Raw genomic sequence first — 25,140 nt, 5'->3', positions numbered from 1 at the left:
CTAACATTAAGCTGTATAAAATTGAGCTTGCGCATTAAATAATGACGCGTAAGGCTTGTGAGTTTCGTGAATCAATTGATCATGATGACCTGACTGAACAATTTCTCCATTTTCAAATACTAAGATGCGATCGCAAAATCTGCAACTTGAAAGGCGATGAGAAATATAGATGGCCGTTCTATTTTGAACCAATTGATCAAATTTTGAGTAGATGTCGTATTCGGATACGGGGTCGAGTGCAGCAGTTGGTTCATCGAGTATGACGATAGGCGCTTCTTTATAAAGCGCTCTCGCAATGGTCAATTTCTGAGATTGACCACCAGAAAATTTCGTTGCATCGCGGTCATAGCCTTTGTCGAGCATCGTCTGCGCACCGTTTGGTAGTTCATAGACATCGTCGTACATGCCCACATCTTTTAAGATGGCATCGAGTTTTGCACGTTCAATCTTTGTGTGTTCATCTTGAACTGCGTGTTGACCGGTATCTGCAATTCCCGTGATATTTTCTGCAATGGATAGTCCAAGGAGTTTATAATCTTGGAAAACAGCAGAGATTAACTTCATGTACTGCTGGTATTTTAAGGTTTGAATATCAAGCCCATTGAGAGTGATGCGACCTGTTGTCGGACGATATAGACGCGTCAGGAGTTTGACAAAAGTCGTTTTACCAGCACCATTGAGTCCGATAATCGAGATCTTTTCACCAGGACGGATGCGTACCGAGATGTTTTTGAGTGTATAATTCGCTGCACGAGGATATTTAAAGCTGACATCGTGAAATTCAATTTCGTAAGTTTCTGCCTGAGGAATATCACAGTCACCTAGCGAGTCGGAAGTAGGGATGTCTTCAAATGCCACCAGCAGCTGCAATTGCTTGCTGATGCGATATGCTTCCATAAAGCTGCTGACAAAGGTATTTAAGCTTGCACTAAATTTTCCCACAGCACCTGCATAGAGCATGAAATTTCCCACGGTAACCGAACCTTTGATGGCTTTATAAACCAGTAGTGCATAAATTGCCACCATTTGAATTTGTGCGTTGACGTTAACAAAGCCATTTAAACGGCTAATGCCACCATAGATTTTAATAAAAAGACTATAAATTTCATAGTTAAAGCGATTCATTTTGTCGATGATGACTTTGGATGTTTTATAAAGTCTCACATCTTTTGCAATTTCTAAATCACCAGACTGTGTGATGTAATACACAAATGCTCGATTGCTACCGACACTTCCAGTCGATTCAAGATAATATAGCTTTTGAATTTTCTTAAATAAGAAACTGTTCACCCAGACGATGGCCAATACGAGTACAAAGACCCACGGGCTAAATGTCCAGATCAGAACAGAAAGCGCGAGGATTAAAAAGGTTTCATTGACAATCTTAGACATCGCATCGATCATACCGAACATAAGACCGTGATTTCGTACTGCAAATAGTGCCCGTTCTTTAAGGTTCAAAACATCGGGATCTTCGATATTTTCAAAGTCTAAATCCACCGTTTTTTCAGAAATATAGCGTTCAAAAGAATTGTTGAAAGCATTGGTTAAGACCTCACATTTTGTGGAGAGGATTTTTTCAAATAAACTCAATATAAAGTTGACTCCTGCAATCACCCCGATGATGCCAATCAATACGGGGATGCGTTTAAGCCCCATGAGTTCGTCGACAATCCACTTTGGTCCAAAGATAAAAATCAATGGACGGAGGGTTTTAAAAAGTGAAAGTCCTATCAGTGTGCTGATGTACTTAGGCGTTAGTTTATGCACAAGGCGAAAGAAATATCGAAATACTTGCCCCGTGCTACGTTCTGTATGGATGGATTCCATTAGGCACTCACCTCCGGTCTGTCTTGATAATACTGCGCTTGTAGGTTAAACATATGAGCATAATGACCACCCAAAGTCATCAATTCATCGTGTGAGCCATACTCTACAATTTTTCCATCGTCAATATAGATGACTTTATCGCAGAATTTTGTGCTGGATAAACGATGCGAGATAAAAATAGCGGTGCGATTGCCAATCATATCGCCAAAACTTTCATAAATGCCTTTTTCTGCAATTGGATCCAAAGCAGAGGTCGGTTCATCTAAAATGACGATGGGTCCATTCTTATAAAGTGCTCTCGCCAGTGCGAGTTTTTGATTTTCACCACCGGAAAGCTCAATTCCATCATCGTGAATGACCTTCAAAAGTGGTGTTTGAATGTCGTTGTTTAGCGATTTCACTTTGGTTTCAAGCCCTGCACGTCTCAATGAATCCCATACGAGTGCTTCGTCTGGCGCTTCCGTAGAGGCCACGTTTTCACTGATACTTGCTGCAAGAGGTTTGATTTCTTGGTAGACAACTGAAAAAAGATGATAGTGCTCAGCGAGAGGGATCTTCGTAATATCTGTTCCTGATATGCGGATTTCGCCAGAATCAGGTCGATATAACCCCGTCAATAGCTTAATGAGACTTGTTTTACCTGCACCATTGGTACCCACTATAGCAAGTTTTTGTCCTGCAGGGATATCTAAGCACAGATTATCAAATACGACCTTTTCGCTACCGGGATATTTAAAGTGAACATTTTGAAATGAAATATCGTGTAACTCTCCTGTAGGACATTTTTCAGGATTTGAAATCACTCTGTTTCCGTCGATTTCCATATAATCTCGATAGTCGTCCACATATCTTGCAGTCAATTTGAGTTGTGTGATCATTTTCATCAACTCTTGCATCCAGATAGCGAAGCCACTAATCGTTCCTGTAAAGAGGATAAAGTCCCCAAATGAAAGATGTCCATTTAATGTGAGGTAAGTGATATAGCCATACACAATGCCATCTCGAATTAAGACGAGAACACAATCGAGAAGTTCAACCTTTAAAAAGCGATGTGCCACTTCCTTTTGAACTTTTTCAGTCTTTTCATTGAGATGTAACATTTTAGCGAGTAACATCTCTTTTAACTGGTAAATGCGAAGATCTTTACCAAATTCAAAATCCGTCATGACACGAGCAAGATATCTAAATTTACGCTCGTCGGGTCTTAAATCGTCTTCACGCTGAATTTGATAGTCATTTGCTTTATTTTTTCTCATGTAGAGAACACTTACGCTCAGGAGCAAATAGAGGAGTACCACTGGATGCAGTTTAAAGATGATTCCCATATAACCAATAAATCCAAGTAAATATCCTCCAATTGAAAAGAGATTTACCATGACGCCGCCAAGGCCTTGGTTTGGATTGCTGGTTGTACGAGAGGCACGATGAAGCGCATTTTGAGTGTCGACATTTTCTACGTGATGATAGTCGAGGTTCATGGCTTTATCGTGTAATTCTAATCCAAAGAGCATGCGAATTCTGGACATCTTCATGCGATAGACCCCAATACAAGCTTCTTTTGAAAAATAGACGATGGAAGCGATGACGAGTGTACACCCAAGAATCAGCATAATGTGTGAAGTTGAAGCCTTGTCATCAATGGCATCAATGATGAGTTTTGGCACGATCACCCAGATAAACGGTGCTATTGCCACCGCGATGGAATTGATGAAGATGAGACCAATGGATTCGGGTAGCCACTTTTTCATGTGCTGAATCACGTAGAGAATGTTACTGACGAGTGAACGCTGCTTGACTTTAGCTTCACTTGTTGTTTCTGACATATGTATTCCCCCTTTGTTGTGTGACTGAACCGAGGTTCAGACGTAGTGTAAGTTGACATTTGTAAGTTGACATTTTGAGTGGCGAATGGGAAAAAAAAAGCACTTCTGATAACAGAAGTGCATGCACACACAATTAGACAATACTCTGATTCACATAAAAGCAAATCATGGGTTGCTTGTTTTCTAAGTGAGTGCTATGCCTTCCATTTTGAATCATTCTCATGTTTTTCATAATACTCACCTCGCTTTATTTGAATTTTCGTACTTTTTCATTATAGATAAAAATGGTTTCGTCGTCAATGACTGTCATAAGGATGTAATAAGATTACAATATAAACTTCATATTTTCATGAGGCTAAAGACGATTTTCGCCATATCTTCATCGGTTTACGCCATGCCGTTTTTCGTCCAATCTATCAGCAGTTTGAAAAGGCCGCCTGAGAAAAAAGAAATGGTATAGGATTCAGTAGATCGATCAATGGTCAGGTTGTGATAGAGATCTTTAAAAATCGTTCTCAAATAAAGATCGTGACGCTCAAGAAGAAATTGACTGAGGTCATTTTTAAGTAAATGTTCTAAAAAGAGTCGATTTTCACGAAAATAGGCAAAGTAGAGACAGGCCAGTTGATAATCATCTTGAGGCTTCGCATGAAGCTCATTCCAATAAGCCTCAAAGAGGGCATCCAAATGACTGAATAGAATCTCTTGCTTATCATGAAAATTTCGATAGTAGGCCATCCGAGACACGCCTGCGCGCTTGGTAATCTCGGTCACACTGATTTCGCTGAAGTGTTTTGTTTCCATAAGCTGCATCAGAGCCGTGAAAATACTTTCTCGTACGATTAGATTTTCTGGATGTGTTCGCGTTTTAAAAGGTTCCATGAGCATCTCCTGTGTGACAATGTTAGGGTACTTGTAACCGTCCCTTGATGCGTGAATGTGCAAGTCTTATAATGAAGTTACTGTTACAACTGTAACACATCGCTTGAACCGTGACAAGAAGTGGATATGATTTCTTGTCGAATATGAAAGAGGGAAATTTATGAATAAGAGTGATATCAGTAGAAATGGATGTATGTTAAGAGGTGCACTTGCAAAGAATGGTTATGATTGGTGGTGGCATAGTTTCACTGGACATCACAGAAAAACTGGAGAAGAGAAGACATTTTTTATAGAGTATTTTGTATGTAATCCTGCATTGGGAAGTTCTTTGCCAATATTAGGTCAAGACCCTCAAAATAGACTAAATGATAGAAAACCTTCATATGCACTGATTAAAGTGGGAGCTTGGGGAGAAAACGCAAAACAAATCCATAATTTTTATCCAATAGACGCATTCAGCTGTCCGAGTGATCGCCTTGATGTGAAGGTGGGAAATTGTGTATTGACTGAAACGCATATGAAAGGGCAGTGCCATGTGAGTTCTGAAGACGCCAAACAACATCCTGAATGGATGTGCGATTCTGGCGAGATGACATGGAATATACAAATTAATAAAAAAATAGCGTATCATGTGGGATACGGTGCTTCAAAATTCTTCAGAGCACTCAACTTATTTGAAATGTTTTGGCATGCTGAAGGCATTAAGACAGAATACCAAGGGGAACTTATACTTGATGGTGAAATCTATGACATCAACCCTAGTACGTCCTATGGGTATGCAGATAAAAATTGGGGAAAAGATTTCACATCGCCGTGGCTATGGCTCAGCAGCTGTCGAATGAATAGCATTTTAACAGGGAAAATCCTCAACGATTCTGCTCTAGAACTCGGTGGAGGTGGACCAAAAGTTTTAGGCATCTCGCTGGGCAAAAAAATTCTCGGATGTCTCCACTATGAAGGCAAACACTATGAATATAACTTTTCAAAGTTTTGGCTGAAAACGAAAACGCAATTTAATTTTAGAGAAAGCGATCATCACAACCACTGGGAAGCCACTTTGCAAAATAAGGATTCAAAAATCGAAGTGACAGTAAAATGCCCTAAAAATGAGATGCTATGGATCAATTATGAAGCTCCAAATGGAACAAAGCGCCACAATCGTCTGTGGAATGGTGGAACGGGTGTTGGTGAAGTAAAACTCTATCATAAAATAGGGAAGGCATTTGAACTGGTAGATCATATGACAATAGAGTCCGTAGGTTGCGAATACGGAGAATATGACGAATAAGACGAATAAGACGAATAAGACGAATAAGACGATAGGTCGATTCGGTAAGGGGTCGTGAGTGATTCTTTAATTTGAACTTACTTATAGCATCTGATACACTTAAACCAAGCACTCAAGAGAGTCATTTCGTACGATGTTATAAGGGAGGTTTTTATGCAAAAAGTCGATTATAAAAAAGAGGATAAACATTTATACGTTCCCAAGTCACAACCCGTCATAGTAGACGTTCCAAAGATGACCTTTGTTTCTCTACACGGAACGGGCGATCCAAACGAGAGCGAATTTTCTGAGGCAACCGCGGCTCTTTATAGTTTCAGTTATGCAGTTAAAATGTCTTATAAAGGAAGTACTGTACCAGAAAATTATTATGAATATACTGTGTATCCTCTTGAAGGTGTCTGGGATTTGGTGGATCTTTCAAAACCGTCTACTGATAAGAGCAACTATTCCTACGACATCATGATTCGCCAACCGGATTTTTTAACGAAAGACTGGTTTGATTATTTTCTAGAAAGTACTCAAAAAAAGAAACCCAATCCGCATTTAAGTCAAATTGAGTTTATTTCACTTGAAGAGGGTCTTTGCTGTCAGATGATGCATATGGGTCCTTATGATACAGAACCCGAAAGTTTTAAACAAATGGAAGCATTTTGTCTTGAAAATGGATATGAAAGAATCAGTAAGACACACCGCGAAATTTATTTATCTGACCCAAGAAAAACACAGCCTCAGAAAATGAAGACTGTGTTGAGGTTTAATGTTATAAAAATCAATGATTAGACGCCTAAACGCCTTGCGATAAGTCAAAGTAATAAACAATTTCACCGGTATTATCGATTTCATTTAATGTATAAAAGTTGAGTTTAGAAAGCAATGCACGCATCTTTTCATTTTCGAGTTCTGTACTCGCTGCAACTTTTTTATAGCCACTTTTAAAAGCAATAATCTTAATGACGTGAATGGCATCTTTTGCATATCCACGATTACGATGTTCAGATGAAATCATTAAGCGATCCATATAGAATATCTCTGGATTGTCTTCATCTTCTCCGAACATGGTGTAACCAACCATTTCATCCTCTGAATTGTATATAGCACGTGAAATGGCCTTTGGGTAAAACTGTGCTTCAGCAATTGAGTAAACATTTGGACAAATAAAAGCTTTTTCTTCTTCTGCAATTGGTAGATGAACGCATTTTTTCCAATTGTGTGCTTCAATAAATTTTAAATAAATCATTTGTCACCTCTCGTTAGTAGTTTTATGTAATTTCATCATGAATTGTCAAACATTGACTATAGATGATGAATCATCTATCATCTATCTTCTATCTTCCATGTTTTTATATTATGATAAACAATAGAATAACATGAAAATCCTCGTTTGAGTAGTGATTTCTAGTCAATTTAATCTAAATGTAAAATATTACCATATTTATTTGTAGGAGTTGAAAATGCAGGGGCGTTCAAAATCGAAATCAAGAGCAAAATCGAAATCAAAAAACTTAACGAGTCAGCAAAGTCAAAGTATAAGTAACAGCACAAACAACAGCACAAACACGAGAAATCAACATCATCACCGTGTGACAGAGATTGCAACGATCGCGGTTGGTGTAGCTACACTAATCGGGGGTGGAGCAGGAATCTATATGGTGAGTTCGTTTATCCCAATTCCTGGGATGAAGTACATCTTTATGGCTCCATTTATCTCCATGATTCTCTATGTGATGCAGATTAAAGTCAATAAAAAACAGACACTTTTGAAGTTTGGAGCGGTATTTGCACTTGTGATGACGTTTATTCACCTCGTGATGGGGCTATCCATTATCAGTACGACTCTACTTGCGCAAGCAACGATCATTCCTATTCGCGATCATAAACGACGTGCTTTTATCGGAAGCGTTTCGTTTTCTGGATTTATGTGCCTCACAGCACTTAGCATGACCAAATGGTTGGTGGGTGGCTTGTTTGAAAACATTCCATACAGTGCATTTATCCTTGTTGGGATGGTTTGTGCAGTGTTTGGTATCGCTGGAACCTGGCTCGCGGGTAAGGTGCTTAAGTATTTATCTAGAGGGTATTTATAAGGTATAAATAGATGATCTAAAATGTCATACGATTTATAAGATTAGACTCTATTTGCATGGATGAACGGTTTTATTTTGGTAATTTTGAATGAAACGCTTCTGGAGGTGGCTATGGAGATTATCATACGCGACGAAGTTAAAGCATATCTTGCGAAAAAGCATTCCAATACATTAGCGGTCACCATGGTACGAACGGGTGGTGGCTGATGTGGATACAGAACGGTTCCCGATGTGGGATATCGCGTTCCTGAGGCTCAGGGACTTTATGATGTATATGTAGTAGATGAATGGATGGTATTTATTGATAAGAACGCCATCATTCAAGGCAATCAACTTGAATTTGTCGCTTCGACCATCTTTTTTATGACAAATTTAGAAGTTGTGGGGATTCAGATTGAGGTATGAGTAAATCAAATTTATGTCAACTAATGGTATCAATTATTTTAGATTCTAACGATGTCTTTGATTAGGGTGAACAAATGAAAGAAAATAAAATGATTAAATTTTATAAGCACATTTTAGTTGGATTCGCGAGGGGATTTAGTAGCTACTTTCGATATCAATTGTTTACTAAATTTATATTTGCGATACTTGTGATGCCTTTGTTTCTTGTCGCAACGAATAAACTCATACAAAGCACTTCAAATGGTGTTATTAGCAACAACATGTTAATTGATTTTCTATTGAGTCCAAAAGGATTGATTTATCTTGGATTGGCACTGTTGCTATTGATAATAGGGATTTTGTTTGAACTCTGCGGGTTCATCATTTTAAGTGCGAATTTTGAATTTGAAACAGATAAAAGACTACGAGATTTCAAAAGTTTATTTCAACAAATATTATCATATTTTCCAAGATTTTTTGAATATGGAATTCTAGTGATTCTTTTATATTTGATTTTTTTAACGCCTTTCACTGGCATAGGACTAAAACTAAGTTTTTTAGAGAATTTTCAAATACCTGAGTTTGTTAATCAGGCAATTTCCCAATCTACATTATTAAGTATTCTCGAATGGGTTTTATTTTTTTTGTTATGCATACCTGGTCTTCTTATGACCTTTACTTTTCATTTTATTGTTTTGGGACATAAACCACCGAGTCAAGCAATTCGTTCGAGTTTTCAATTGATTGTTCGACATTGGCGTCATTTTATAAAAGACGTCATCCTAGTATTACTATTTGTGACGTGTTTTTTTATTTTAAGCGAATGGTTATGGAGTAATTTCATTAATGTAATTTTAAATCAATTAGATTCGACTCAAATTGTTCATCGCAGTTTAGTTGTTTTTCTTGTTCTGTTACAACATATAGGCGTTCTATTTATGACAATGATGTTCATTCCTTTTGAGGTTTATCATTTTACTGTAATGTTTTATGAGTTAACAGAAAAAGATGAAAGATTTAAATATTTAACAAGTACTTATCCAAAATTAGCGATTAAGAGTAAACCTTCATGGATAGACAAAATTTTTCAAAAACGTTTATTACTAATCTCTTTTAGCGTGGTTTTACTGATACTAATATCAATTCCTTTTGGAGTGTTTTTTAATGAAATTTTTAGAGCAGATTATCCCATCGATATTTTTGCTCATCGTGCAGGTGGAGTCAATATACTCGAAAATACACTTGAAAGTGCGAAATCAAGTATTGAAAATGGGGCAGACTGGATTGAAATTGATGTACAGCGCACGATTGATGGCGAATATGTTTTATTTCATGATGCTTCAATGAAACGACTCAGCGGAAAGTCCCTCTATATTGAAAATTCAACCTATCAAGAAATTCTTTCGTTACAATCGAATATTGTAACATTGGAGAAAATGATTCAAACATACAAGGACCGAGTTAAATTTAACATTGAGATTAAAGGTACTCATACCGATGAAACCGCATTGGAAGTACTCAGATTGGTAAATCGTTATCAAATCGAACAGTCTGTTCTTGTTACCAGTCAAGATTACGAACTGATCCAAAATATAGAACTTAAACAACCATCCATACAAACGGGACTTATCTATTTTTTAGCACTGGGTAATGTCGCCACATTAAATTGTGATTACTTGATTCTGGAGATTGGTGAAGCTAACGAAAATACAATTAGATCAATTCATGACGCAAATAAAAAAGCGATTGTTTGGACGATTAACGATGAAGACGATTTATGGGATTACATTCGAATGGAGGTAGATGGTATTATAACCGATGATGTCCCTCTTTTAAAAAGTTTGATAGAGGAAAGAGATAACGAAAGTGATGATGATTTATTATTTAATCTATTTTTTTATTAACGACTGTTTTTACAGTCGTTTTTTATTGTTTTCAAGTAAAATGAACTATTGACTAATACAGATTTGTTGCGTTATAGTTTATATGAATATTATTATTTGTGAAAATTGCATAGTCATCATTTATGTTTGACGTCATTAAATGAATACTATTTTTACAATGTTGAAAGAAATTCGATTAAGTATTACGACAGACAAGAAATGGAGTTATCAAATGAGCATACATAAATCAAACAAAAATGCACGTCCAGATAGTGATTATCTTTCAGGTGAAATCAAGTTTATCGTTAAGGGCAATGAGTGTCGATTGCTAGACGGCAGAAGGACTCCGGGCGTTATCGAGGATTATTTTAAAGAGAGTGGTCAGTTTCGATGGCGCATAACGGATTTTGAGGATGCGGGAAGTTATTGGGATGTACCTGCTGAAAACATTCAGTCCTATCAAGTCCTTATTGGTTCTGAAGAGTTGGACTTTCAGACGGTTCAGGAGATTGAAGCAACCGTTAAGGCGTTTGATCAAGAGCTTCATATTGATGTCAGCGATGAAGCAAGAGTGACAACTGAGCGAGAGATCAATGTGGTTCAAGAGGCAATTGAAAAGTGGATGAGACAACATTCAACATGGATGAAACAAGGTCACGTGTTAGATCTAGATTCTGAGACGGGAAATCGTTTGCTGATGGACGACTTGAAGCGGTATATGGCGGATGCCCAGCTGATAGAACTTGAAACGGAGATGGCGAAGCAATTTGTGCTCAACCCTTATTCTGAATGGATGAAACGGATGACGATAACGTTAGCAGAGATGGGCGTTGTGGCATATAAGGGAAAAGTGCCCCGAGGTGAGTTAAGAGATCAGTGCGACGCAAGTCAGGAAAATAGGCGCACCTACTTGATACACCGAATGGCGTTTGTGCGGGCGTTTTTTAGTCTAAATCAGATCAAGGAAGTGCAGCTATATCGAGGGATGACCACTGAAGGCGAGTGGCGAGATTTTCATGATAAGTCGTTGACTTCGTGGACGTTTAATCCCAAGGTAGCGCTGTCGTTTTGCGATCTTGATAAGCAAAATGTCTATAAAAATGGCTATATTTTAAAGCGCATGATTCCGGTGGAGGCTCTATTTATGACGTATTTAGAGACGGAAGAGATGAATCAGCAATACTTGGAATCAGAGGCAGTTTTGTTTTTTAATCGAGAAAAGGGAATATATTAAATAGAATCGACAATATAGAAAGGAATATGACAACGAATGAAAATGACATTAGAACAATTTGAAAAAATAACTGATTTTGCGGAAAAATGCAATTTTACTTCTTTGAAATATGTGGATTTTGAAGATTTTAAACATGCAGAGGTCATCTTTGAAGATGAGTCGCTTGTGCTATTGCGCGATTTAGGCGAGGCGCCACCTCAGATACATTTTGCAACCAATGATCTGGGTGCCATGCTTGATAAAATCGATGTGTTAGATTTGAAGGGATTGATGAAGTTTATTCCGTATCCATCCATTGAACAGTTTGAAGCACATGGGTTTAAGGTGCATTGTGCGTATCAAGATTATTTTTTAAGGGGTTTAGATGAGATTCAGTTGTATGAATCAACAATGCCAGAATCATCTGCTCAAGGAAAGAAGGAGGATAGCCTCCTGTATGCAACCCAAGAGGATGTGTCGAGATTAACAGAATTATCTATGGCTTGTGCTGGGCTAAGTCGAGGTTTCTTTGGAGAAACTGATGAGTGGTTCAGAGAGTGGCTAGATGAAAATGAAATTCTGATAAAAGTGGTGGATCAGCAGATTGTGGGATTTTGTTGTATCTCAGTGTATGCTGAAGGAACGACTTTATGGATTCGAGAACTCGCAGTACACCCAGACTATCAAGGTCGCGGATTTGCGAGAGAACTATTAAAAAGCGCTTTGTGCATTGGACAAAAAAGAGGCGCTCATAAGAGTTTTTTAGCTGTGGATATCGAGAATTCGAGGGCGATTGAGATCTATACATCATTTGGATTTCAAGCAAAAGAAAATGAAATTGAAGTGCAGATGATGAGATGTGTATCCACTCAAAATCTTACGATTAGACGACCAGCGTATGATGAGCAAGAGAAGTTGAATGCATTTTTTGAGATGGTACTGGCACATACTTTTGAATCGAATGGTTTAAGTCACATGAGCACTTTACTAGAGGAAGAAATTCATTCAAAGCATCAACTATTATGCAGAGACTTTGAGTCAAATGGTAAGGAACGACACTTTTTAGTCGCTTCTATTGGCGATCAGATCGTTGGAACGATTGAATGTGGCCCATCGAATCAAGACATCTGTCGCATTACAAATGACTTATTAAAAGATGTTTATGAGATTGGAACGGTGTTTGTTCATCCAGATTTTCAACACCGAGGCATTGGAAAACAGATGATTCTGGCGATTCAAGATACTTTGATGGGTGCGAATCAGAAAAGCTTTTGCTTAGATAGCGGATATCCAAAGGCTCAAAAAATCTGGACAAAGACGTTTGGAGAACCTCAGTATTTTGTGGAAAACTTCTGGGGTGAAGGTGCGCATCATATGATTTGGCACGTTGAAACACATACATTAAAAGGAATCAAATAGACAGCGAGGTAAATGACATGTGGATTATAAAATGGCACAAAGTAACAACCAATCAAAGAGATTATATGAGAGAAATGCTCAATGAAGGTAAGGTGCTTCAGTTTGAGTGGGAAGAAGATGCACTTAGATTTTTAGACCTATTAAAAGGTGCACAACCTGAAAATAGCGCTGCGATGAGTTATAGTGTGCATCGATTTAGTGGAGACAGAAAAGAAAAGTATAAAATCGTTAAATCCACAGCGATTGAACGTGCAGTTGATGCAGCGTTGGTTGGATTTTATTAAGAGAGCAGAAATGCTCTTTTTTTTATGATATTTGTCTAAAAACGCATATTTTGGGGAATAATAGTGGTAGAATGACCCAAAATAGTTTAAAGTATTTAGTTGTAATATGTCATGAAATCTAAGTTGATGTAAGGAGTCTTGGATGCATAAAAAATTGATTGCCATTCTCATGATGATGTTTATATTGTCAGGTGTTGCATTTTCGGATGAAACTGTTGAATTTTCAGAAGAAACGCGATTTATGTTTAAAAGTCTTACCATGGGGGATGGATTGTCCAATGGGACAGTGTATACCATAGCACAAGACTCTAGGGGCATTATGTGGTTTGGAACTGATTATTTACTTAACATGTACGATGGAACTGCTTTTGAAGGTTTTGAACATTTTGGACATATTTCAGAGGATCCTAATTCTTTAGCTTCCGATTCAGCGAGTAATATTATGATTGATCGTCGCGATACGATATGGGTAGGGACATGGGGTGCTGGTCTAGATCGATTGAATTATCAAACCGGAAGTGTGACGCATTATCAACATAACACCTTAGATCCCAATTCCTTAAGCGACAATCGCGTTCAGACCGTATTTGAAGCATCTGATGGAACCATTTGGGTCGGAACTTATGAAGGTGGACTCAACAAGCTCGATATCAAATCTGGAACTTTTACGAGATATCAATCCAATCCAAGAATGAGCGGAAGCATCAGTAGCAATAGAATCTGGAGTATTTGTGAAGATTCATTTGGAAATTTAGTCATCGCTACGAGCAATGGACTCAATTATATGGATGTAAAAAAGGGCAAATTTGAGTATTATCAACACAATCCTGAAAATCCAAAGTCCATTGCATCCTCATTTGTACGAACTGTTTACATGGATGAAAATGATCAAGTTTGGGTTGGAACGGATGTTGGAATTAGCTTGTTTGACATTGATTCGAGAAGTTTTAATAATTATTTTCCCAATCTTGAAAAATTTGAGATGTTAGATGCAACGATCAACGCACTGCTAATTGATGATGATGGCACACTTTGGGTTGGTGGTGTTTATGGTTTATTAGAATTTGATCGAAAAACGCGTACGTTTGTGAATCACTATGCACATCAAGAAAATGATGTAACGAGCCTTGTTCATGACAATGTTCGGGGACTTTATCAAGATCGATCGGGTCTCATCTGGGTGGGGACGCGTGGTGGTGGCATTAGTACATTTAATCCCAAAATTAAATTTTCCTATTTAGAAAGTACCGTTAAAAAAAATATCCGGACGGTTTATGCAACCCGTCAAGATAAGTTGCTAATTTGCAGGGATGATGGTGTCTATAGATATGATCCTAAAACTGCTAGAAACAATCTGGTCTTAAATAAAAAAGCGAATGCTTTAGTAGAAGACTCAAATGGTGATATCTGGATCGGCATGGATCAAGGCATTTTATATCGATATCGTGGAAATAAAGTAGAATCCATACAAATCAAACTTGCAAATGAAACTGAAAAAACAGCCATTGTCGAACTTTTAGCGATTGGAAATCAGCTGTGGATCGGAACATTTGGAAGTGGCGTGTACGTTTATGATATTGAGCAGTCCAAGGTGATTGCATCCTATACACATTCAGACAGCAATGCGTTGAGTTTGAGTGGCAATGAAATTTGGTCCATGTATCAAGATTCTCAGCAAAATATTTGGATTGGCACTCAAAACGGCGTGAGTTTATTTGATAAATCGAGTGGTCAATTTAGCACGTATTTGGCAGATTTTATCTATGATTTTTATGAAGATGCGTTTCAACAACTCTGGATGGGCTCCAGAGATGGTCTGTTGTCATTAAACATGAGTGAAATTGCAAATGGTGATATATCCGCATTAAAGGTGGATAAATACAACCATGAGAGTGGTTTAGTGAGCAATATTGTCTATGGCGTTCAAGGCGATGAAACAGGTAGTTTATGGCTGAGTACAGAATATGGAATTACGAAATTTAACAAAGATCAAAATCAATTTATTAATTTCAATCGAAAAAATGGTCTTCGACATGAAAAATTCATCTCGCGTTCATCGACCGTCATGAGAAATGGACAGATTTTCTTTGGGAGTACAAATGGTATTACCACCTTTAATCCAGAAGATATTGGCGAAAATCATGTTGTCCCCAAAGTTTTATTAACGTATATCACTGTGAATGGAGAACCATACGGGAAAACAGAAAATGACCCATATGGAATCATGGATGGCATCATCTTCAGAGAGGAGAGCCAGCTCAGTCCGATTCGATTAACTCATAAGGATGTCTTCTTTTCTTTTGAATTTGCAGCGACAGATTATATCAACTCTCAAAGCAATCAGTATGCATATATGCTAGAAGGCTTTGATCAAGATTGGATTTATTCAGGCAATCGAACTTATGCAAGTTATACTAACATTCAACCAGGGGATTATACCTTTAGAGTGAAGGCGGCAAATAGTTATGGGATTTGGAATGAAACAGGGGTCTCTATTCCTGTCATCATCAATCCGCCATGGTGGAATACTTGGATTTTCAAAGTGTTTGCATTTTTATCCGTGGTGTTCATCATCATAGGCTGGTATTTATTCCGTGTGCGACGTTTAGAAAGACGCAATCGCCTCCTCATGATTATGGTAGAAGAACGGACGAAAAAACTTGCACAAGTCAATGAAGAGCTTCAAAAAATAGCGGCTATTGACAGTTTGACACAATTGAAAAATCGAGGTTTTGGAGATAGACATCTTGAAACACATTGGAAAATGGCGCAACGAGAACAAAATAGTTTGTCGATTTTGTTAATCGATATCGACTACTTTAAAGCATATAATGACTTTTATGGACATCTTCAAGGAGACGAGTGCTTAAAGGCATTTGCGAGTCTCATCAACCAGTTACCAAAACGTCCGCTTGATGTGGCGTACCGATATGGGGGTGAAGAGTTTATGATTGTGCTTCCAAATACGCCACTCGCAGGTGCAGTCAAGATTGCTGAGTCGGTTCATCAATCTTTAGCACTGCTTGCAATGCCGCATGAAGCTTCTCTTATTGGTCCTTATGTGACTTGTAGTATCGGAATTGCTTCGATGATTCCAGATCAATCCGATGAACTGAAAGTGTTTATCGAGACTGCGGATGATGCGCTCTATAGTGCAAAAGAGCAAGGTCGAAATCAAACGGTGATTGGATAACCAAATAATGATTCTCATAGGATAGACATTGCATACCATTTACACAAATGGTATGCTTTTTTTAGCTATTATGTGTTTTGTAAATAGGAATGCGTTTTGTAAATAGGTTTGCGTTTTTAGAAAGAGGAAATCCTATGCCACTAAGTCGTATTGAAAATATCGTGATTGCACCAGATTCATTTAAGGGCTCGCTTACTTCTATGGAAGTTGTGAGTATAATAAAAGAGGAACTGTTGAATGCTTTCCCTCACATGAAGATACAAGGAATCCCCATTGCAGATGGAGGCGAGGGGACACTGGATGCGTTATTACCTGTTCTTGGCGGGGAAAGGGTATCCTTCGAAGTTCACGATCCGCTTTTGAGAAAGATACCTACGTATATCGGAATCGTCAATGGTGCAGATCAACAACCTGTTGCTATCATCGAGATGGCGAAAGCGTCAGGCATTTTATTGGTGGATAAAAAAGATCAAGATCCTATGAAAGCATCTTCATATGGGACCGGAGAACTTTTGATGAAGGCGGTGAGTTTAGGCGCTAAAAAAATACTCATGGGTATAGGAGGCAGTGCGACAAATGATGGTGGTACCGGATTTGCTCAGGCGATTGGCGTGAAGTTCTATGATTGTGACGGTCAATTAATTGTTGAGCAAGGCGCACAGATACTCGAGAAAATCCATAAGATAGACTGTTCGAAGATTGATCAGCGGCTATTCAATACCGAAATAACGGTGATCTGTGATGTAGATAATCCAATGACGGGCACTTTTGGGGCTACTAAAATCTATGGTCCACAAAAAGGTGTAACAAAAGAACAACTTGATTGCATAGATGATGCTATGTTAAAGTATGGTGAGATGTTAAATAGGCTTACCAGTCGGCCGATTACAACTATGGCAGGTTCTGGCGCAGCAGGTGGACTTGGCGCTGCTTTAATGGCGTTTTTGGACGCTTCTTTAAAACCAGGTGTAGAGGCTATACTGGATCTCGTTAATTTTGAGGCTTGTATCAAACATGCAGAATTAGTCATTACTGGTGAAGGCAGAGTAGATGCACAAACCTTACATGGCAAAGTCCCTATGGGAGTTGCTCGAAGATGTAGAGAAGGACAAGCTGTTCTTGTGATTTGTGGGAGTATTGGAGAAGGTTATGAACCGCTTTATCAAGTAGGCGTTCAAAAAATTATCCCCATTATGACTCCAAATGAGTCCGTAGAACACGCAATGATACATGCAAAGGAGAATTTAAGAAAAGTGGCCAAACAACTTTCAGAGTCGCTCATACAACAACCGAGAATATGGATCGATGCCGATGGTTGTCCTGTTGTTGATCTCACGATTCAAATCGCAAAATCGTACCACATACCTGTAACGGTCGTGAAAAATTACGCTGTTAAGATTGAAAGTGACTATGCGGATGTCATTTCCGTGGATATTTCAAGAGATGCAGCGGATTATTATATTGCCAATCATATTTTTAAAGATGACTTAGTTGTTACTCAGGACAATGGTTTAGCGGCTATGATTCTTGCTAAAAATGGCATCTGTATGAATCAAAATGGTAAGCGTATCACCTCGCAAAACATTGATTTCTTATTAGATTCAAGATACCATAGTCGAATTGCAAGAGATCAAAGTGGCAAAGGTCCCAAACATAAGAAAAGAACTTCTGCTGATGATGATCAGTTTAAGCAAGCACTACATCAATTGATTCGTGAACACTATTTATAAGGAGGGTCCATGTTTATAAAGTTATCACTTGAGGAAAAAGAGCGATTTATTCGGGATCGCTATAAAAATAAATGTCGAATGTCCGGTAAAAATGCAGCCGTAATCAAACGCGTTTCAGCGATTGCCAATAATACGAAATCCAATCCTGAAAAACTCGTTGGTGTTGAGGGCATTTGGGCATGTAGTCAACTTATCAAATACAATGTTGAAATCCAGATTGTTTTACTGGATTTAGAGGCCATTACGACACTGGATGCATATAACATCATGCTACCTATGCTAGATGCTGCAGAAGAAATCCATATTGTATCGAGTTCGACTTTTAAGAAAATTGCAGAAGTAGGCACTTCAGCAGGATTATACGTTGTAGCGAAATTCCCACAGACCAAGTTAACACAGCTCAATCCGAAAAAACATGAAGTCATCGTTATTTTGGATGGGCTTGAAATTCCGGGGAATATTGGCACCATCATCCGATCATGCGATGGGACGGATACAGATGCTATTATTATCTGCAATCGTAAAACAAGAATCACACATCCTAAGATTTTGAGAAGTTCTCAAGGGTCTTGTTTTAAGGTTCCAATCGTTGAAGATGAAGCAGCTACGGTGATGGAATGGCTAGAGAAAAATCATTACAAAATTATTTTGACGGATACAGATGCCGACAAGTTTTATTATGAAGAGTCTTATAAGGGAAAAATCGCCATTGTCATGGGAAGTGAACGCTATGGAATTTCACGCGAATGGTATGCAACACAGCATGAGATGTTAAAAATCCCGATGTTTGGAGACTGTGATTCGCTGAATGTAGGGATAGCAGCGACTCTGATTTTATATGAAGCAGCAATCAAGCGAAGTGGTGCAAAAGGGTAAAACATTCTGATGACGTTGAGGTAGAGGTGCAATATGGATTTTGAGCAAGCAATGCAATATGCAGAAGATAAACACAAAGGTCAATATCGACAGGGTGGACTTGAGTATGTGACGCATCCCATAGAAGTTGCTAATATGATTCGTGAAAAAGGACTAACTGACGAGATGGTGATGACGGCACTTTTTCACGATTTACTTGAAGATACAGATGCAACTGAAGCAGACATATTGGCTTTGAGTAATGATGTCGTACTAGATGCGGTCAAAAGGTTGACGAAAGTAGAAGGATATCAGATGGATGCGTATATTCAAGGCATACGTGATAATGAAATCGCTAAATTGGTGAAACTCGCGGATCGTATCCATAATTTAAGACACTGTAATGTCACCAGTGAAGCATTTAAAAAGCGATATTTAGAGGAAACAGAAACTTATTTTGTCGATTTAGCAAGAGATACTATTTTTGAGAAAGAATTAATGGAAGCATTAGAAGCACTCAGAATGATGGTTAAGGGGTAAATAATATGATGACACAAGATTTAATAACGGAACGATTGATTATTAGAAGTACCCGTGAAGAAGATGGTCCTAAGTGTCTAGAAATTTGGCTAGATGATGAAATGGGAAAGTATTTGTCAGATCCGCCTAGAGACAAAGCTGGAGATGACGAACTGAATTTTGCTGTTGGAATTGAGTGGGAAGAAGGATGGTATCCTTTTATTGCGCTTTCAAATGAAACGTACGAATTTATTGGCACCTGTAGTATCGCTCCAAGTGAGGACCATAAAAGCTGGAGTCTTGGATACTGCGTACATAAAAATTACTGGAAACAAGGCTATGCAACTGAGATGATCTGTGCACTCATTGAGTTTGCGCGTCAAAATGGTGCAATTAAAATCACATCAGATGTCGCGAAAGAGAATGAAGGTTCCAATGCTGTGATGCGAAAACTTGGATTTATCGTGGAAAGTGAAGGACAGTTTAGAAAAAGAGGTACGGATATTGTGTATGACAAGTATACGTATCAGTTAGAGATAAAAAAATAGGTCGAACGAAAATAATGAAGCAACATAAAATATGAAATGGTCGCATATAAAATTATGACAGAATTGAGGGACATATGCCATATAAGGATTTTGAACAACCAGAAAGCGTTACGATTAACGAGGTGATTCGTCTGAAAAAATTTGACGGAGACTTTGAAACTGCACAATCATGGTATCGTAAACAGTATGTGTACTATAACTCAGAAGGGGTTGTCGATCTAGATAAAATCCCCGATAGTGAGTATATTCATCGCATGTATACGTATCTCGATAGAAGCAGCGAACTCTATTTTATCGAGGCACTTGAAAATGGCGTGTATGTGAGAATTGGTGATGTTGCAATCAAACCAGAAAATCCACCGATTGTGATTGGTGAAGAACGCTTTCTCGGAAAAGGTTATTCGAAAGAAATCATGCTGTATGTGTTTAAACGACTGAAGTCAATGGGAATTGATAAAGTACATCATTCCATCGTGTATAAGCATAATGAAATATCATTAAAAATGCATTTATCTTTAGGATTTCAAATTGTCGATACAACGGATGAAGAGTATATTCTAGATAAATGGCTATAAGCAGAATCTACGTGAGCCAGACATTGAGGTGTCTGGCTCGCTTTATGTGAATCTGATTAAATTTTGATTAAACAGATAACCCTAAAATGATTTTATAGTATAATAGGGATATTGGTAATCTGGGTATTAATAATATGAATAACTATAATTTGGATATTCGCACTTAATCGTGAAATTACAAGAGGTGTAAAGATGATTTTAAGAGGAAAGCTCGTCACTTTAAAGGTCTACTCAAGGCATTTATGCCACGTGTTTTATCAGAAATATAAGGCCGATCCCATGATGACAGATGAAATATATGTTTATGATGAGTTAAAGGTAGATAAATACTATGATCTAAAAGTGTTGAACGATTCAAGACGATTCTTTGCCATCATGTTAGGTTCAGAAATTATTGGTGAAATACAGCTCAAAAACATTGATTTTGATCAAAAACATGCAACGTTAAGCATTATTTTGAGAGAAGATTCGGTTAAAAACAAAGGTTATGGTACGGATGCAGAGCGATTAATTTTTCAGTATGCGAAGGACCATCTTCACCTAAAAACCATTTTTGCGGATGCGGTTAAAAGAAATATGCGAAGTAAACATGTGTTTGAAAAGTTGGGATTTAGTTATATTAAAAGTGATGATGTACTAGATTATTATGAATTGAAATTATAACTGAAACTGTAATTAAAACTGTAATTAAAACTGTAATTGAAACTGTAATTGAAACTGTAATTGAAACTGTAATTGAAACTGTAATTGTTGTTGAAACTATAACTATTATTGTGATTGTGATTGAATGAGATACATAATGACACACCTTATATGGGAGGTTAGTGATGTTTGAGTTAAGAGAATTAAATGAAGATGAAGTTGAAGAAGTTGAAAGTCGACTTGAAGCATATGATCAGCAGTTTTTACCTAAGCCGTTAGATGGTACGATTCAAATTGGAGCATTTGATGGGACAACTTTAGTGGGTGGTCTAGATGCGTCGATGACGTCATTTAAAATTTTATATATTTCAACCGTTCATGTGGCAGAATCACACAGGAGAAAGGGGATTGGTCGTCTGTTGATGCTTGAAGCTGAAAAACGTGCGAAAGCACTTGGCGCAGACATGATAAGGCTAGATACCTTTAATTGGCAAGGGCGAGAATTTTATCAGTCAATTGGCTATCAAGAAGTTGGATTCTATCAAGCAAAGGAATTTTCTGAGCACTTTTTCTTGAAGCGGTTGAAATAATTGTTTTTGTTTGCCAGTATTTTTTTAGGGAGGACTAAAATGGATGTGTTAATTGAAGTATCAGGCGTTTTACTAGAAACAGAACGACTTATTTTAAGAGAGTGGCGAATTTCGGATCTCGACGATTTGTTTGAGTATGCATCTGTTGAAGGCGTTGGTGAAATGGCAGGTTGGCCACATCATACCGAAATTGAAACTTCTCAGATGGTTTTAGAGTCGTTTATAAGCGGGAAATCTGTATTTGCAGTTGAATAGAAAGAGAATCACAAAGTGATTGGATCTCTTGGAGTTCATAAGTCATGGGGAAATGAAGATCCGAATTTTCAAGATTTGAGACTGAAAGAAATAGGATATGTTTTATCAAAAGATTACTGGGGCCATGGCATCATGCCTGAAGCAGTTCGCGCTGTGATTCAATACTATTTTGATAAAAACTTTTTAGATGCGTTTACAATTGGACATTTTGATATCAATCCACAGTCCAGACGCGTGATTGAAAAAAGTGGGTTTAAGTTTGTAAAAGAGAGCGAGTATCACTCTGCTCAGCTGAATCAAACTTTTAAAGATAAAAAATATATTTTGATAAAAGAGTAGTCATTTCATTCGTGACGATAAACACTCATGTTGGAGGCTATCATGGAACCAGTCGTATTTGGTGAAATACTAGAAAACCAAGACTATTATGAGCGAGAAGGTGTTTATGGTATTCTCGTCAACACGCAAAACCAAGTAGGAATTATCAAGACGCCGAGAGGTTATTTTTTACCAGGTGGTGGGATAGAAGCGGATGAAACTCATCATCTGTGCCTTGTGAGGGAGTTTGAAGAAGAGACGGGACGACTGATACAGGTCAATGAGTATATCGGTCAGTCAATCTTTTATGATCTTTCCCCCAATTCCAATCGGTATTTGAAATTAATCGGAAATTATTATTATGTTACAGATGTTGGTGTGAGTGATTTCAAACAGGAGTGTGACCATGAACTTGTTTGGATGACACGGGATGAAGCCATTCGTTCATTGAAACTACCTCATCAAGCATGGGCAATAAGGCAATACTAAAAATACATCTTTGGAGGCATTATGAATTTACAAGAAATGCGCTTGGATTGTGCAAGAAAGCAGAAAAAAGGATTACATTTTATTTTGGCATCTATTGTCATTTGGACTTTAATCATGATAGTACATATGACTGAACTCCCTATTTTAACGAAGAATCTCTTAACATTTTGTGCAACGGGTCCATTGGTGCCACTTGCATTTTTGATCTCCAAAATCATCAAAGTTGAATTTAGTGATAATTCAAATCCACTCAATCAACTTGGGCTACTTTTTTCACTCAATCAAATTATTTATTTGCTGATTGCCATGTGGATTTATCAAGCGGTACCATCCAAAATGGTGATGGTTATTGCTATTATTTTCGGTGCACATTTACTGCCATATGCATGGCTTTATCAGTCTAAAATTTATGCGATTATGTCGGGGGTAGTACCGGTTGTTGCGATGGTAATCGGCATCAATTACTCACCAGCAATATTGGCACTTGTGATGTTGTGCGGTGAAATAGTGTTCAGTTTGAGTTTGACGTATGAAGTGAAAAAAATCGCTCAATCAAAAGCGGTTAAATAGTGTATAGAAACATTTGATGAAACTTAGATATAAACATGGATTCTTACAAGATTCGAACATAAAAAAACCTTGGATTTACCAAGGTTTTTTGCCGTTTAACCAGCCGTTTTCGATCCAGTGATTGCGATCTGCTGGATTCCACTTATTCGATTTTTGCATCTGTTTCATGATGAAAAACATCCCTCTAAGCTTGAGTTTTGGACGTGGATTTGTAGATTTTGAGCTGTTTAGCGCAATCTTATGCATATCCTTCTCAATCTTTAGTTTCAACTTTTCAGACACAGTATCCCAGCTTAAAGCATTGACAGCTTGACGATATTGAACCGTATGAGAAATCCCCAAGTAAAAGAGCTGTTTTGACAGGGATTTTGTGACTGATTTAGCGCCCATGCCAGCTGTTGTCGAGATGACAATGGCTTTTTTCTTGAAAAAAGCACCACTGGGTCGATGTGGTAACCACATAAATGCCAAGTGGTCTAGAAATGTTTTCAGTTGTCCCGTCATGGATAGACAATAGGTAGGTGAATCCATCACAATCAAGTCAGATGATGTCATGCTATCAATGATGGGCGTCATTTTAGCAGCATGTGGGCAAAGTTTTTCCGATTTTTCAAAACATTGAAAGCAACCCACACAAAAATCTGGTCCGTCTTTTGGCAAGAAGAATTCTTGAACGGTAGGTGCATATGGCTGTAAGTGTCTTAATAGCTCCTTGGTGATGTGATAGGTGCTGCCTTGATGCATTTGACCGTGAATGACGGTGATTTTCATATCCATTGCCTCCAAACTGAATTATTTTATGCGCTGATAAATACCATTTTCACGCGACATCAATCGTTCATTAATCATTTCTCGTCTTAGTGTCGCAAAATCATCGTGATAGTCCGCAATGATGATATTCACTTCTCGCTCAGTGTATGATTTTCCCATTTCAAATGACTGAACCATGTGTTCAAGCACAATGAGTCTTTTTTTACGCTGAACAGGAATACTTTTCAATTGATTATATTTGAAAAAAGTATCAATGACTTTTTGACGATAGGCCTCTTCGCGTTTGTCTTCATCATTGCTTGTGCTGTGCGTCTCGCCAATCCAATGGGAGAGTGGTAGGTTTAAAAGTTCTTTTTTAATGGAATACTGCATATAATATTGGTCCTTCTCTTTAAAAACCAATCCAGCATCCTCTAGTTTTTTTAGGTGAAATGAAACCGTAGAAGGCGCAAGTTCTAATCGCTCTGCGATGATCTCTACATATTTGGGTTCATCTAATAGTGTAGCAAGTATTTTGAGCCGTGAACCATCAGAAAGCGCTTTAAACAGTTGTACTGCTTGGTCAATCGATGGATTTTCACTCATATTCCACCTCAGCAGAGAAAGTTGTAAATGCCGTTTTAATCAGTTCAGCTTGATTGAGTTTTAGAGTTTCAATGAAAATCGTCTCTTCATCATGATGCTTTTGCGCCTCTTGGAGCGACTGTTTCCAGTTTGTAGGGATTTTTTCGAAAAAATCTAAGTAGACAGTATTCAATGTTTCATAATAGTTTGTTTGACTATTCTTCGCTTTAGCCGCCTGAACTTTTTTCTCACTAGCAGAAAGCATTTGCTCAAATATTTCAATGATATTGAGTTCGATTTTTTTAAACTTTGCATCGTCATAACAATGTGAGTCTGTTAATTGAACGACTTCATTTTGTTTATCTTCTTTAATCGTTTGTAAATAATTTTTATATAATTCTATATAGTTCATAAATGTTCCTTTCGCGTTT

27 protein-coding genes are annotated in these 25,140 nt (G+C 37.8%); 20 read left to right on the top strand and 7 right to left on the bottom strand.

What is annotated here, in order from left to right:
• Window positions 1-6: 6 nt before the first annotated feature.
• The 3 genes from ACZ41W_RS04570 to ACZ41W_RS04560 all read right to left on the bottom strand — a co-directional run bounded on the left by ACZ41W_RS04570 (window position 7) and on the right by ACZ41W_RS04560 (window position 4,535).
• Window positions 7-1,830, bottom strand: a complete 1,824-nt coding sequence (locus ACZ41W_RS04570) for an ABC transporter ATP-binding protein (protein ID WP_464313704.1) — start codon at window positions 1,828-1,830, stop codon at window positions 7-9.
• Window positions 1,830-3,653, bottom strand: coding sequence for an ABC transporter ATP-binding protein (locus tag ACZ41W_RS04565; RefSeq protein WP_464313703.1), 1,824 nt, complete (start codon window positions 3,651-3,653; stop codon window positions 1,830-1,832). The genes ACZ41W_RS04570 and ACZ41W_RS04565 overlap by 1 nt, the downstream gene beginning before the upstream one ends.
• A gap of 387 nt (window positions 3,654-4,040) precedes the next feature.
• Window positions 4,041-4,535, bottom strand: coding sequence for a TetR/AcrR family transcriptional regulator (locus ACZ41W_RS04560; RefSeq protein WP_464313702.1), 495 nt, complete (start codon window positions 4,533-4,535; stop codon window positions 4,041-4,043).
• Between the two features lie 160 nt (window positions 4,536-4,695).
• On the opposite strand from ACZ41W_RS04560, the gene ACZ41W_RS04555 reads away from it, so the two are divergent.
• Together ACZ41W_RS04555 and ACZ41W_RS04550 are read left to right on the top strand one after the other, a co-directional pair.
• On the top strand, window positions 4,696-5,823 hold the full coding sequence (locus ACZ41W_RS04555; RefSeq protein ID WP_464313701.1) for a tocopherol cyclase family protein: 1,128 nt from the start codon (window positions 4,696-4,698) through the stop codon (window positions 5,821-5,823).
• A gap of 153 nt (window positions 5,824-5,976) precedes the next feature.
• Complete coding sequence (locus tag ACZ41W_RS04550; protein ID WP_464313700.1) at window positions 5,977-6,603, top strand: GyrI-like domain-containing protein; 627 nt, start codon at window positions 5,977-5,979, stop codon at window positions 6,601-6,603.
• A gap of 4 nt (window positions 6,604-6,607) precedes the next feature.
• Here the strand turns inward: ACZ41W_RS04550 and ACZ41W_RS04545 are convergent, their stop codons facing one another.
• On the bottom strand, window positions 6,608-7,060 hold the full coding sequence (locus ACZ41W_RS04545; RefSeq protein WP_464313699.1) for a GNAT family N-acetyltransferase: 453 nt from the start codon (window positions 7,058-7,060) through the stop codon (window positions 6,608-6,610).
• 214 nt (window positions 7,061-7,274) lie between these two features.
• Here ACZ41W_RS04545 and ACZ41W_RS04540 point away from each other — a divergent pair, with 214 nt between their 5' ends.
• From ACZ41W_RS04540 to ACZ41W_RS04455, 18 genes are all read left to right on the top strand, one after another.
• Window positions 7,275-7,907, top strand: coding sequence for a hypothetical protein (locus ACZ41W_RS04540; RefSeq protein WP_464313698.1), 633 nt, complete (start codon window positions 7,275-7,277; stop codon window positions 7,905-7,907).
• Between the two features lie 231 nt (window positions 7,908-8,138).
• Window positions 8,139-8,312 (top strand): hypothetical protein, encoded by a 174-nt coding sequence (locus ACZ41W_RS04535; protein ID WP_464313697.1) that lies wholly within the window; start codon window positions 8,139-8,141, stop codon window positions 8,310-8,312.
• Window positions 8,313-8,386: 74 nt separating this feature from the next.
• Complete coding sequence (locus ACZ41W_RS04530) at window positions 8,387-10,195, top strand: glycerophosphoryl diester phosphodiesterase membrane domain-containing protein (protein ID WP_464313696.1); 1,809 nt, start codon at window positions 8,387-8,389, stop codon at window positions 10,193-10,195.
• A gap of 211 nt (window positions 10,196-10,406) precedes the next feature.
• On the top strand, window positions 10,407-11,408 hold the full coding sequence (locus ACZ41W_RS04525) for a hypothetical protein (RefSeq protein WP_464313695.1): 1,002 nt from the start codon (window positions 10,407-10,409) through the stop codon (window positions 11,406-11,408).
• Between the two features lie 36 nt (window positions 11,409-11,444).
• Window positions 11,445-12,806, top strand: a complete 1,362-nt coding sequence (locus tag ACZ41W_RS04520; RefSeq protein ID WP_464313694.1) for a GNAT family N-acetyltransferase — start codon at window positions 11,445-11,447, stop codon at window positions 12,804-12,806.
• 17 nt (window positions 12,807-12,823) lie between these two features.
• Entirely contained in the window at window positions 12,824-13,090 is a 267-nt protein-coding gene (locus ACZ41W_RS04515; RefSeq protein ID WP_464313693.1) for a hypothetical protein, read from the top strand.
• Window positions 13,091-13,232: 142 nt separating this feature from the next.
• The gene (locus ACZ41W_RS04510; protein WP_464313692.1) at window positions 13,233-16,283 is read left to right on the top strand and encodes a diguanylate cyclase domain-containing protein; all 3,051 of its coding nucleotides are present in this window, start codon (window positions 13,233-13,235) and stop codon (window positions 16,281-16,283) included.
• Between the two features lie 134 nt (window positions 16,284-16,417).
• Window positions 16,418-18,013: a DUF188 domain-containing protein gene (locus ACZ41W_RS04505; protein ID WP_464313691.1), complete on the top strand. Its 1,596-nt coding sequence runs from the start codon at window positions 16,418-16,420 to the stop codon at window positions 18,011-18,013.
• Between the two features lie 9 nt (window positions 18,014-18,022).
• Entirely contained in the window at window positions 18,023-18,889 is an 867-nt protein-coding gene (locus ACZ41W_RS04500; protein WP_464313690.1) for a TrmH family RNA methyltransferase, read from the top strand.
• A 33-nt stretch (window positions 18,890-18,922) separates the two neighbouring features.
• The gene (locus ACZ41W_RS04495; protein ID WP_464313689.1) at window positions 18,923-19,408 is read left to right on the top strand and encodes an HD domain-containing protein; all 486 of its coding nucleotides are present in this window, start codon (window positions 18,923-18,925) and stop codon (window positions 19,406-19,408) included.
• A 5-nt stretch (window positions 19,409-19,413) separates the two neighbouring features.
• Window positions 19,414-19,935 (top strand): GNAT family N-acetyltransferase, encoded by a 522-nt coding sequence (locus tag ACZ41W_RS04490; protein WP_464313688.1) that lies wholly within the window; start codon window positions 19,414-19,416, stop codon window positions 19,933-19,935.
• Window positions 19,936-20,009: 74 nt separating this feature from the next.
• A complete protein-coding gene (locus ACZ41W_RS04485) occupies window positions 20,010-20,510 on the top strand; it encodes a GNAT family N-acetyltransferase (RefSeq protein WP_464313687.1) in 501 nt (166 codons plus the stop codon).
• Window positions 20,511-20,702: 192 nt separating this feature from the next.
• The gene (locus ACZ41W_RS04480) at window positions 20,703-21,173 is read left to right on the top strand and encodes a GNAT family N-acetyltransferase (RefSeq protein ID WP_464313686.1); all 471 of its coding nucleotides are present in this window, start codon (window positions 20,703-20,705) and stop codon (window positions 21,171-21,173) included.
• A gap of 164 nt (window positions 21,174-21,337) precedes the next feature.
• Window positions 21,338-21,742 (top strand): GNAT family N-acetyltransferase, encoded by a 405-nt coding sequence (locus ACZ41W_RS04475; protein WP_464313685.1) that lies wholly within the window; start codon window positions 21,338-21,340, stop codon window positions 21,740-21,742.
• Window positions 21,743-21,781: 39 nt separating this feature from the next.
• Window positions 21,782-21,997: a GNAT family N-acetyltransferase gene (locus tag ACZ41W_RS04470; RefSeq protein WP_464313684.1), complete on the top strand. Its 216-nt coding sequence runs from the start codon at window positions 21,782-21,784 to the stop codon at window positions 21,995-21,997.
• Between the two features lie 15 nt (window positions 21,998-22,012).
• Window positions 22,013-22,336, top strand: coding sequence for a GNAT family N-acetyltransferase (locus ACZ41W_RS04465; RefSeq protein ID WP_464313683.1), 324 nt, complete (start codon window positions 22,013-22,015; stop codon window positions 22,334-22,336).
• Window positions 22,337-22,378: 42 nt separating this feature from the next.
• On the top strand, window positions 22,379-22,804 hold the full coding sequence (locus tag ACZ41W_RS04460) for an NUDIX domain-containing protein (RefSeq protein WP_464313682.1): 426 nt from the start codon (window positions 22,379-22,381) through the stop codon (window positions 22,802-22,804).
• A 21-nt stretch (window positions 22,805-22,825) separates the two neighbouring features.
• Window positions 22,826-23,374, top strand: coding sequence for a DUF7010 family protein (locus tag ACZ41W_RS04455; protein WP_464313681.1), 549 nt, complete (start codon window positions 22,826-22,828; stop codon window positions 23,372-23,374).
• Between the two features lie 75 nt (window positions 23,375-23,449).
• Here ACZ41W_RS04455 and ACZ41W_RS04450 read toward each other — a convergent pair whose 3' ends face one another.
• Genes ACZ41W_RS04450 through ACZ41W_RS04440 form a run of 3 tightly spaced genes read right to left on the bottom strand, consistent with a single transcriptional unit; the run spans window position 23,450 to window position 25,121 of the window.
• Window positions 23,450-24,145 carry a flavodoxin family protein gene (locus ACZ41W_RS04450; protein ID WP_464313680.1) on the bottom strand — a complete coding sequence of 232 codons (696 nt, stop codon included), beginning with the start codon at window positions 24,143-24,145 and terminating at the stop codon, window positions 23,450-23,452.
• 21 nt (window positions 24,146-24,166) lie between these two features.
• Complete coding sequence (locus ACZ41W_RS04445; protein WP_464313679.1) at window positions 24,167-24,730, bottom strand: DUF2087 domain-containing protein; 564 nt, start codon at window positions 24,728-24,730, stop codon at window positions 24,167-24,169.
• Window positions 24,723-25,121 (bottom strand): hypothetical protein, encoded by a 399-nt coding sequence (locus ACZ41W_RS04440; protein ID WP_464313678.1) that lies wholly within the window; start codon window positions 25,119-25,121, stop codon window positions 24,723-24,725. The genes ACZ41W_RS04445 and ACZ41W_RS04440 overlap by 8 nt, the downstream gene beginning before the upstream one ends.
• Between the last annotated feature and the right edge of the window lie 19 nt (window positions 25,122-25,140).

Source organism: Fusibacter fontis (genome assembly GCF_055378735.1).
The sequence above is the reverse complement of the archived record's forward strand: the minus strand, read 5'-3'. Positions and strand labels throughout refer to the sequence as shown.

Excerpts from the sequence above, each read along its gene's own strand:
- ACZ41W_RS04570 (WP_464313704.1), bottom strand. The coding sequence starts at position 1,830 with ATGGAATCCATCCATACAGAACGTAGCACGGGGCAAGTATTTCGATAT.
- ACZ41W_RS04565 (WP_464313703.1), bottom strand. The coding sequence starts at position 3,653 with ATGTCAGAAACAACAAGTGAAGCTAAAGTCAAGCAGCGTTCACTCGTC.
- ACZ41W_RS04560 (WP_464313702.1), bottom strand. The coding sequence starts at position 4,535 with ATGGAACCTTTTAAAACGCGAACACATCCAGAAAATCTAATCGTACGA.
- ACZ41W_RS04555 (WP_464313701.1), top strand. The coding sequence starts at position 4,696 with ATGAATAAGAGTGATATCAGTAGAAATGGATGTATGTTAAGAGGTGCA.
- ACZ41W_RS04550 (WP_464313700.1), top strand. The coding sequence starts at position 5,977 with ATGCAAAAAGTCGATTATAAAAAAGAGGATAAACATTTATACGTTCCC.
- ACZ41W_RS04545 (WP_464313699.1), bottom strand. The coding sequence starts at position 7,060 with ATGATTTATTTAAAATTTATTGAAGCACACAATTGGAAAAAATGCGTT.
- ACZ41W_RS04540 (WP_464313698.1), top strand. The coding sequence starts at position 7,275 with ATGCAGGGGCGTTCAAAATCGAAATCAAGAGCAAAATCGAAATCAAAA.
- ACZ41W_RS04530 (WP_464313696.1), top strand. The coding sequence starts at position 8,387 with ATGAAAGAAAATAAAATGATTAAATTTTATAAGCACATTTTAGTTGGA.
- ACZ41W_RS04525 (WP_464313695.1), top strand. The coding sequence starts at position 10,407 with ATGAGCATACATAAATCAAACAAAAATGCACGTCCAGATAGTGATTAT.
- ACZ41W_RS04520 (WP_464313694.1), top strand. The coding sequence starts at position 11,445 with ATGAAAATGACATTAGAACAATTTGAAAAAATAACTGATTTTGCGGAA.
- ACZ41W_RS04515 (WP_464313693.1), top strand. The coding sequence starts at position 12,824 with ATGTGGATTATAAAATGGCACAAAGTAACAACCAATCAAAGAGATTAT.
- ACZ41W_RS04510 (WP_464313692.1), top strand. The coding sequence starts at position 13,233 with ATGCATAAAAAATTGATTGCCATTCTCATGATGATGTTTATATTGTCA.
- ACZ41W_RS04505 (WP_464313691.1), top strand. The coding sequence starts at position 16,418 with ATGCCACTAAGTCGTATTGAAAATATCGTGATTGCACCAGATTCATTT.
- ACZ41W_RS04500 (WP_464313690.1), top strand. The coding sequence starts at position 18,023 with ATGTTTATAAAGTTATCACTTGAGGAAAAAGAGCGATTTATTCGGGAT.
- ACZ41W_RS04495 (WP_464313689.1), top strand. The coding sequence starts at position 18,923 with ATGGATTTTGAGCAAGCAATGCAATATGCAGAAGATAAACACAAAGGT.
- ACZ41W_RS04490 (WP_464313688.1), top strand. The coding sequence starts at position 19,414 with ATGATGACACAAGATTTAATAACGGAACGATTGATTATTAGAAGTACC.
- ACZ41W_RS04485 (WP_464313687.1), top strand. The coding sequence starts at position 20,010 with ATGCCATATAAGGATTTTGAACAACCAGAAAGCGTTACGATTAACGAG.
- ACZ41W_RS04480 (WP_464313686.1), top strand. The coding sequence starts at position 20,703 with ATGATTTTAAGAGGAAAGCTCGTCACTTTAAAGGTCTACTCAAGGCAT.
- ACZ41W_RS04475 (WP_464313685.1), top strand. The coding sequence starts at position 21,338 with ATGTTTGAGTTAAGAGAATTAAATGAAGATGAAGTTGAAGAAGTTGAA.
- ACZ41W_RS04470 (WP_464313684.1), top strand. The coding sequence starts at position 21,782 with ATGGATGTGTTAATTGAAGTATCAGGCGTTTTACTAGAAACAGAACGA.
- ACZ41W_RS04460 (WP_464313682.1), top strand. The coding sequence starts at position 22,379 with ATGGAACCAGTCGTATTTGGTGAAATACTAGAAAACCAAGACTATTAT.
- ACZ41W_RS04455 (WP_464313681.1), top strand. The coding sequence starts at position 22,826 with ATGAATTTACAAGAAATGCGCTTGGATTGTGCAAGAAAGCAGAAAAAA.
- ACZ41W_RS04450 (WP_464313680.1), bottom strand. The coding sequence starts at position 24,145 with ATGAAAATCACCGTCATTCACGGTCAAATGCATCAAGGCAGCACCTAT.
- ACZ41W_RS04445 (WP_464313679.1), bottom strand. The coding sequence starts at position 24,730 with ATGAGTGAAAATCCATCGATTGACCAAGCAGTACAACTGTTTAAAGCG.
- ACZ41W_RS04440 (WP_464313678.1), bottom strand. The coding sequence starts at position 25,121 with ATGAACTATATAGAATTATATAAAAATTATTTACAAACGATTAAAGAA.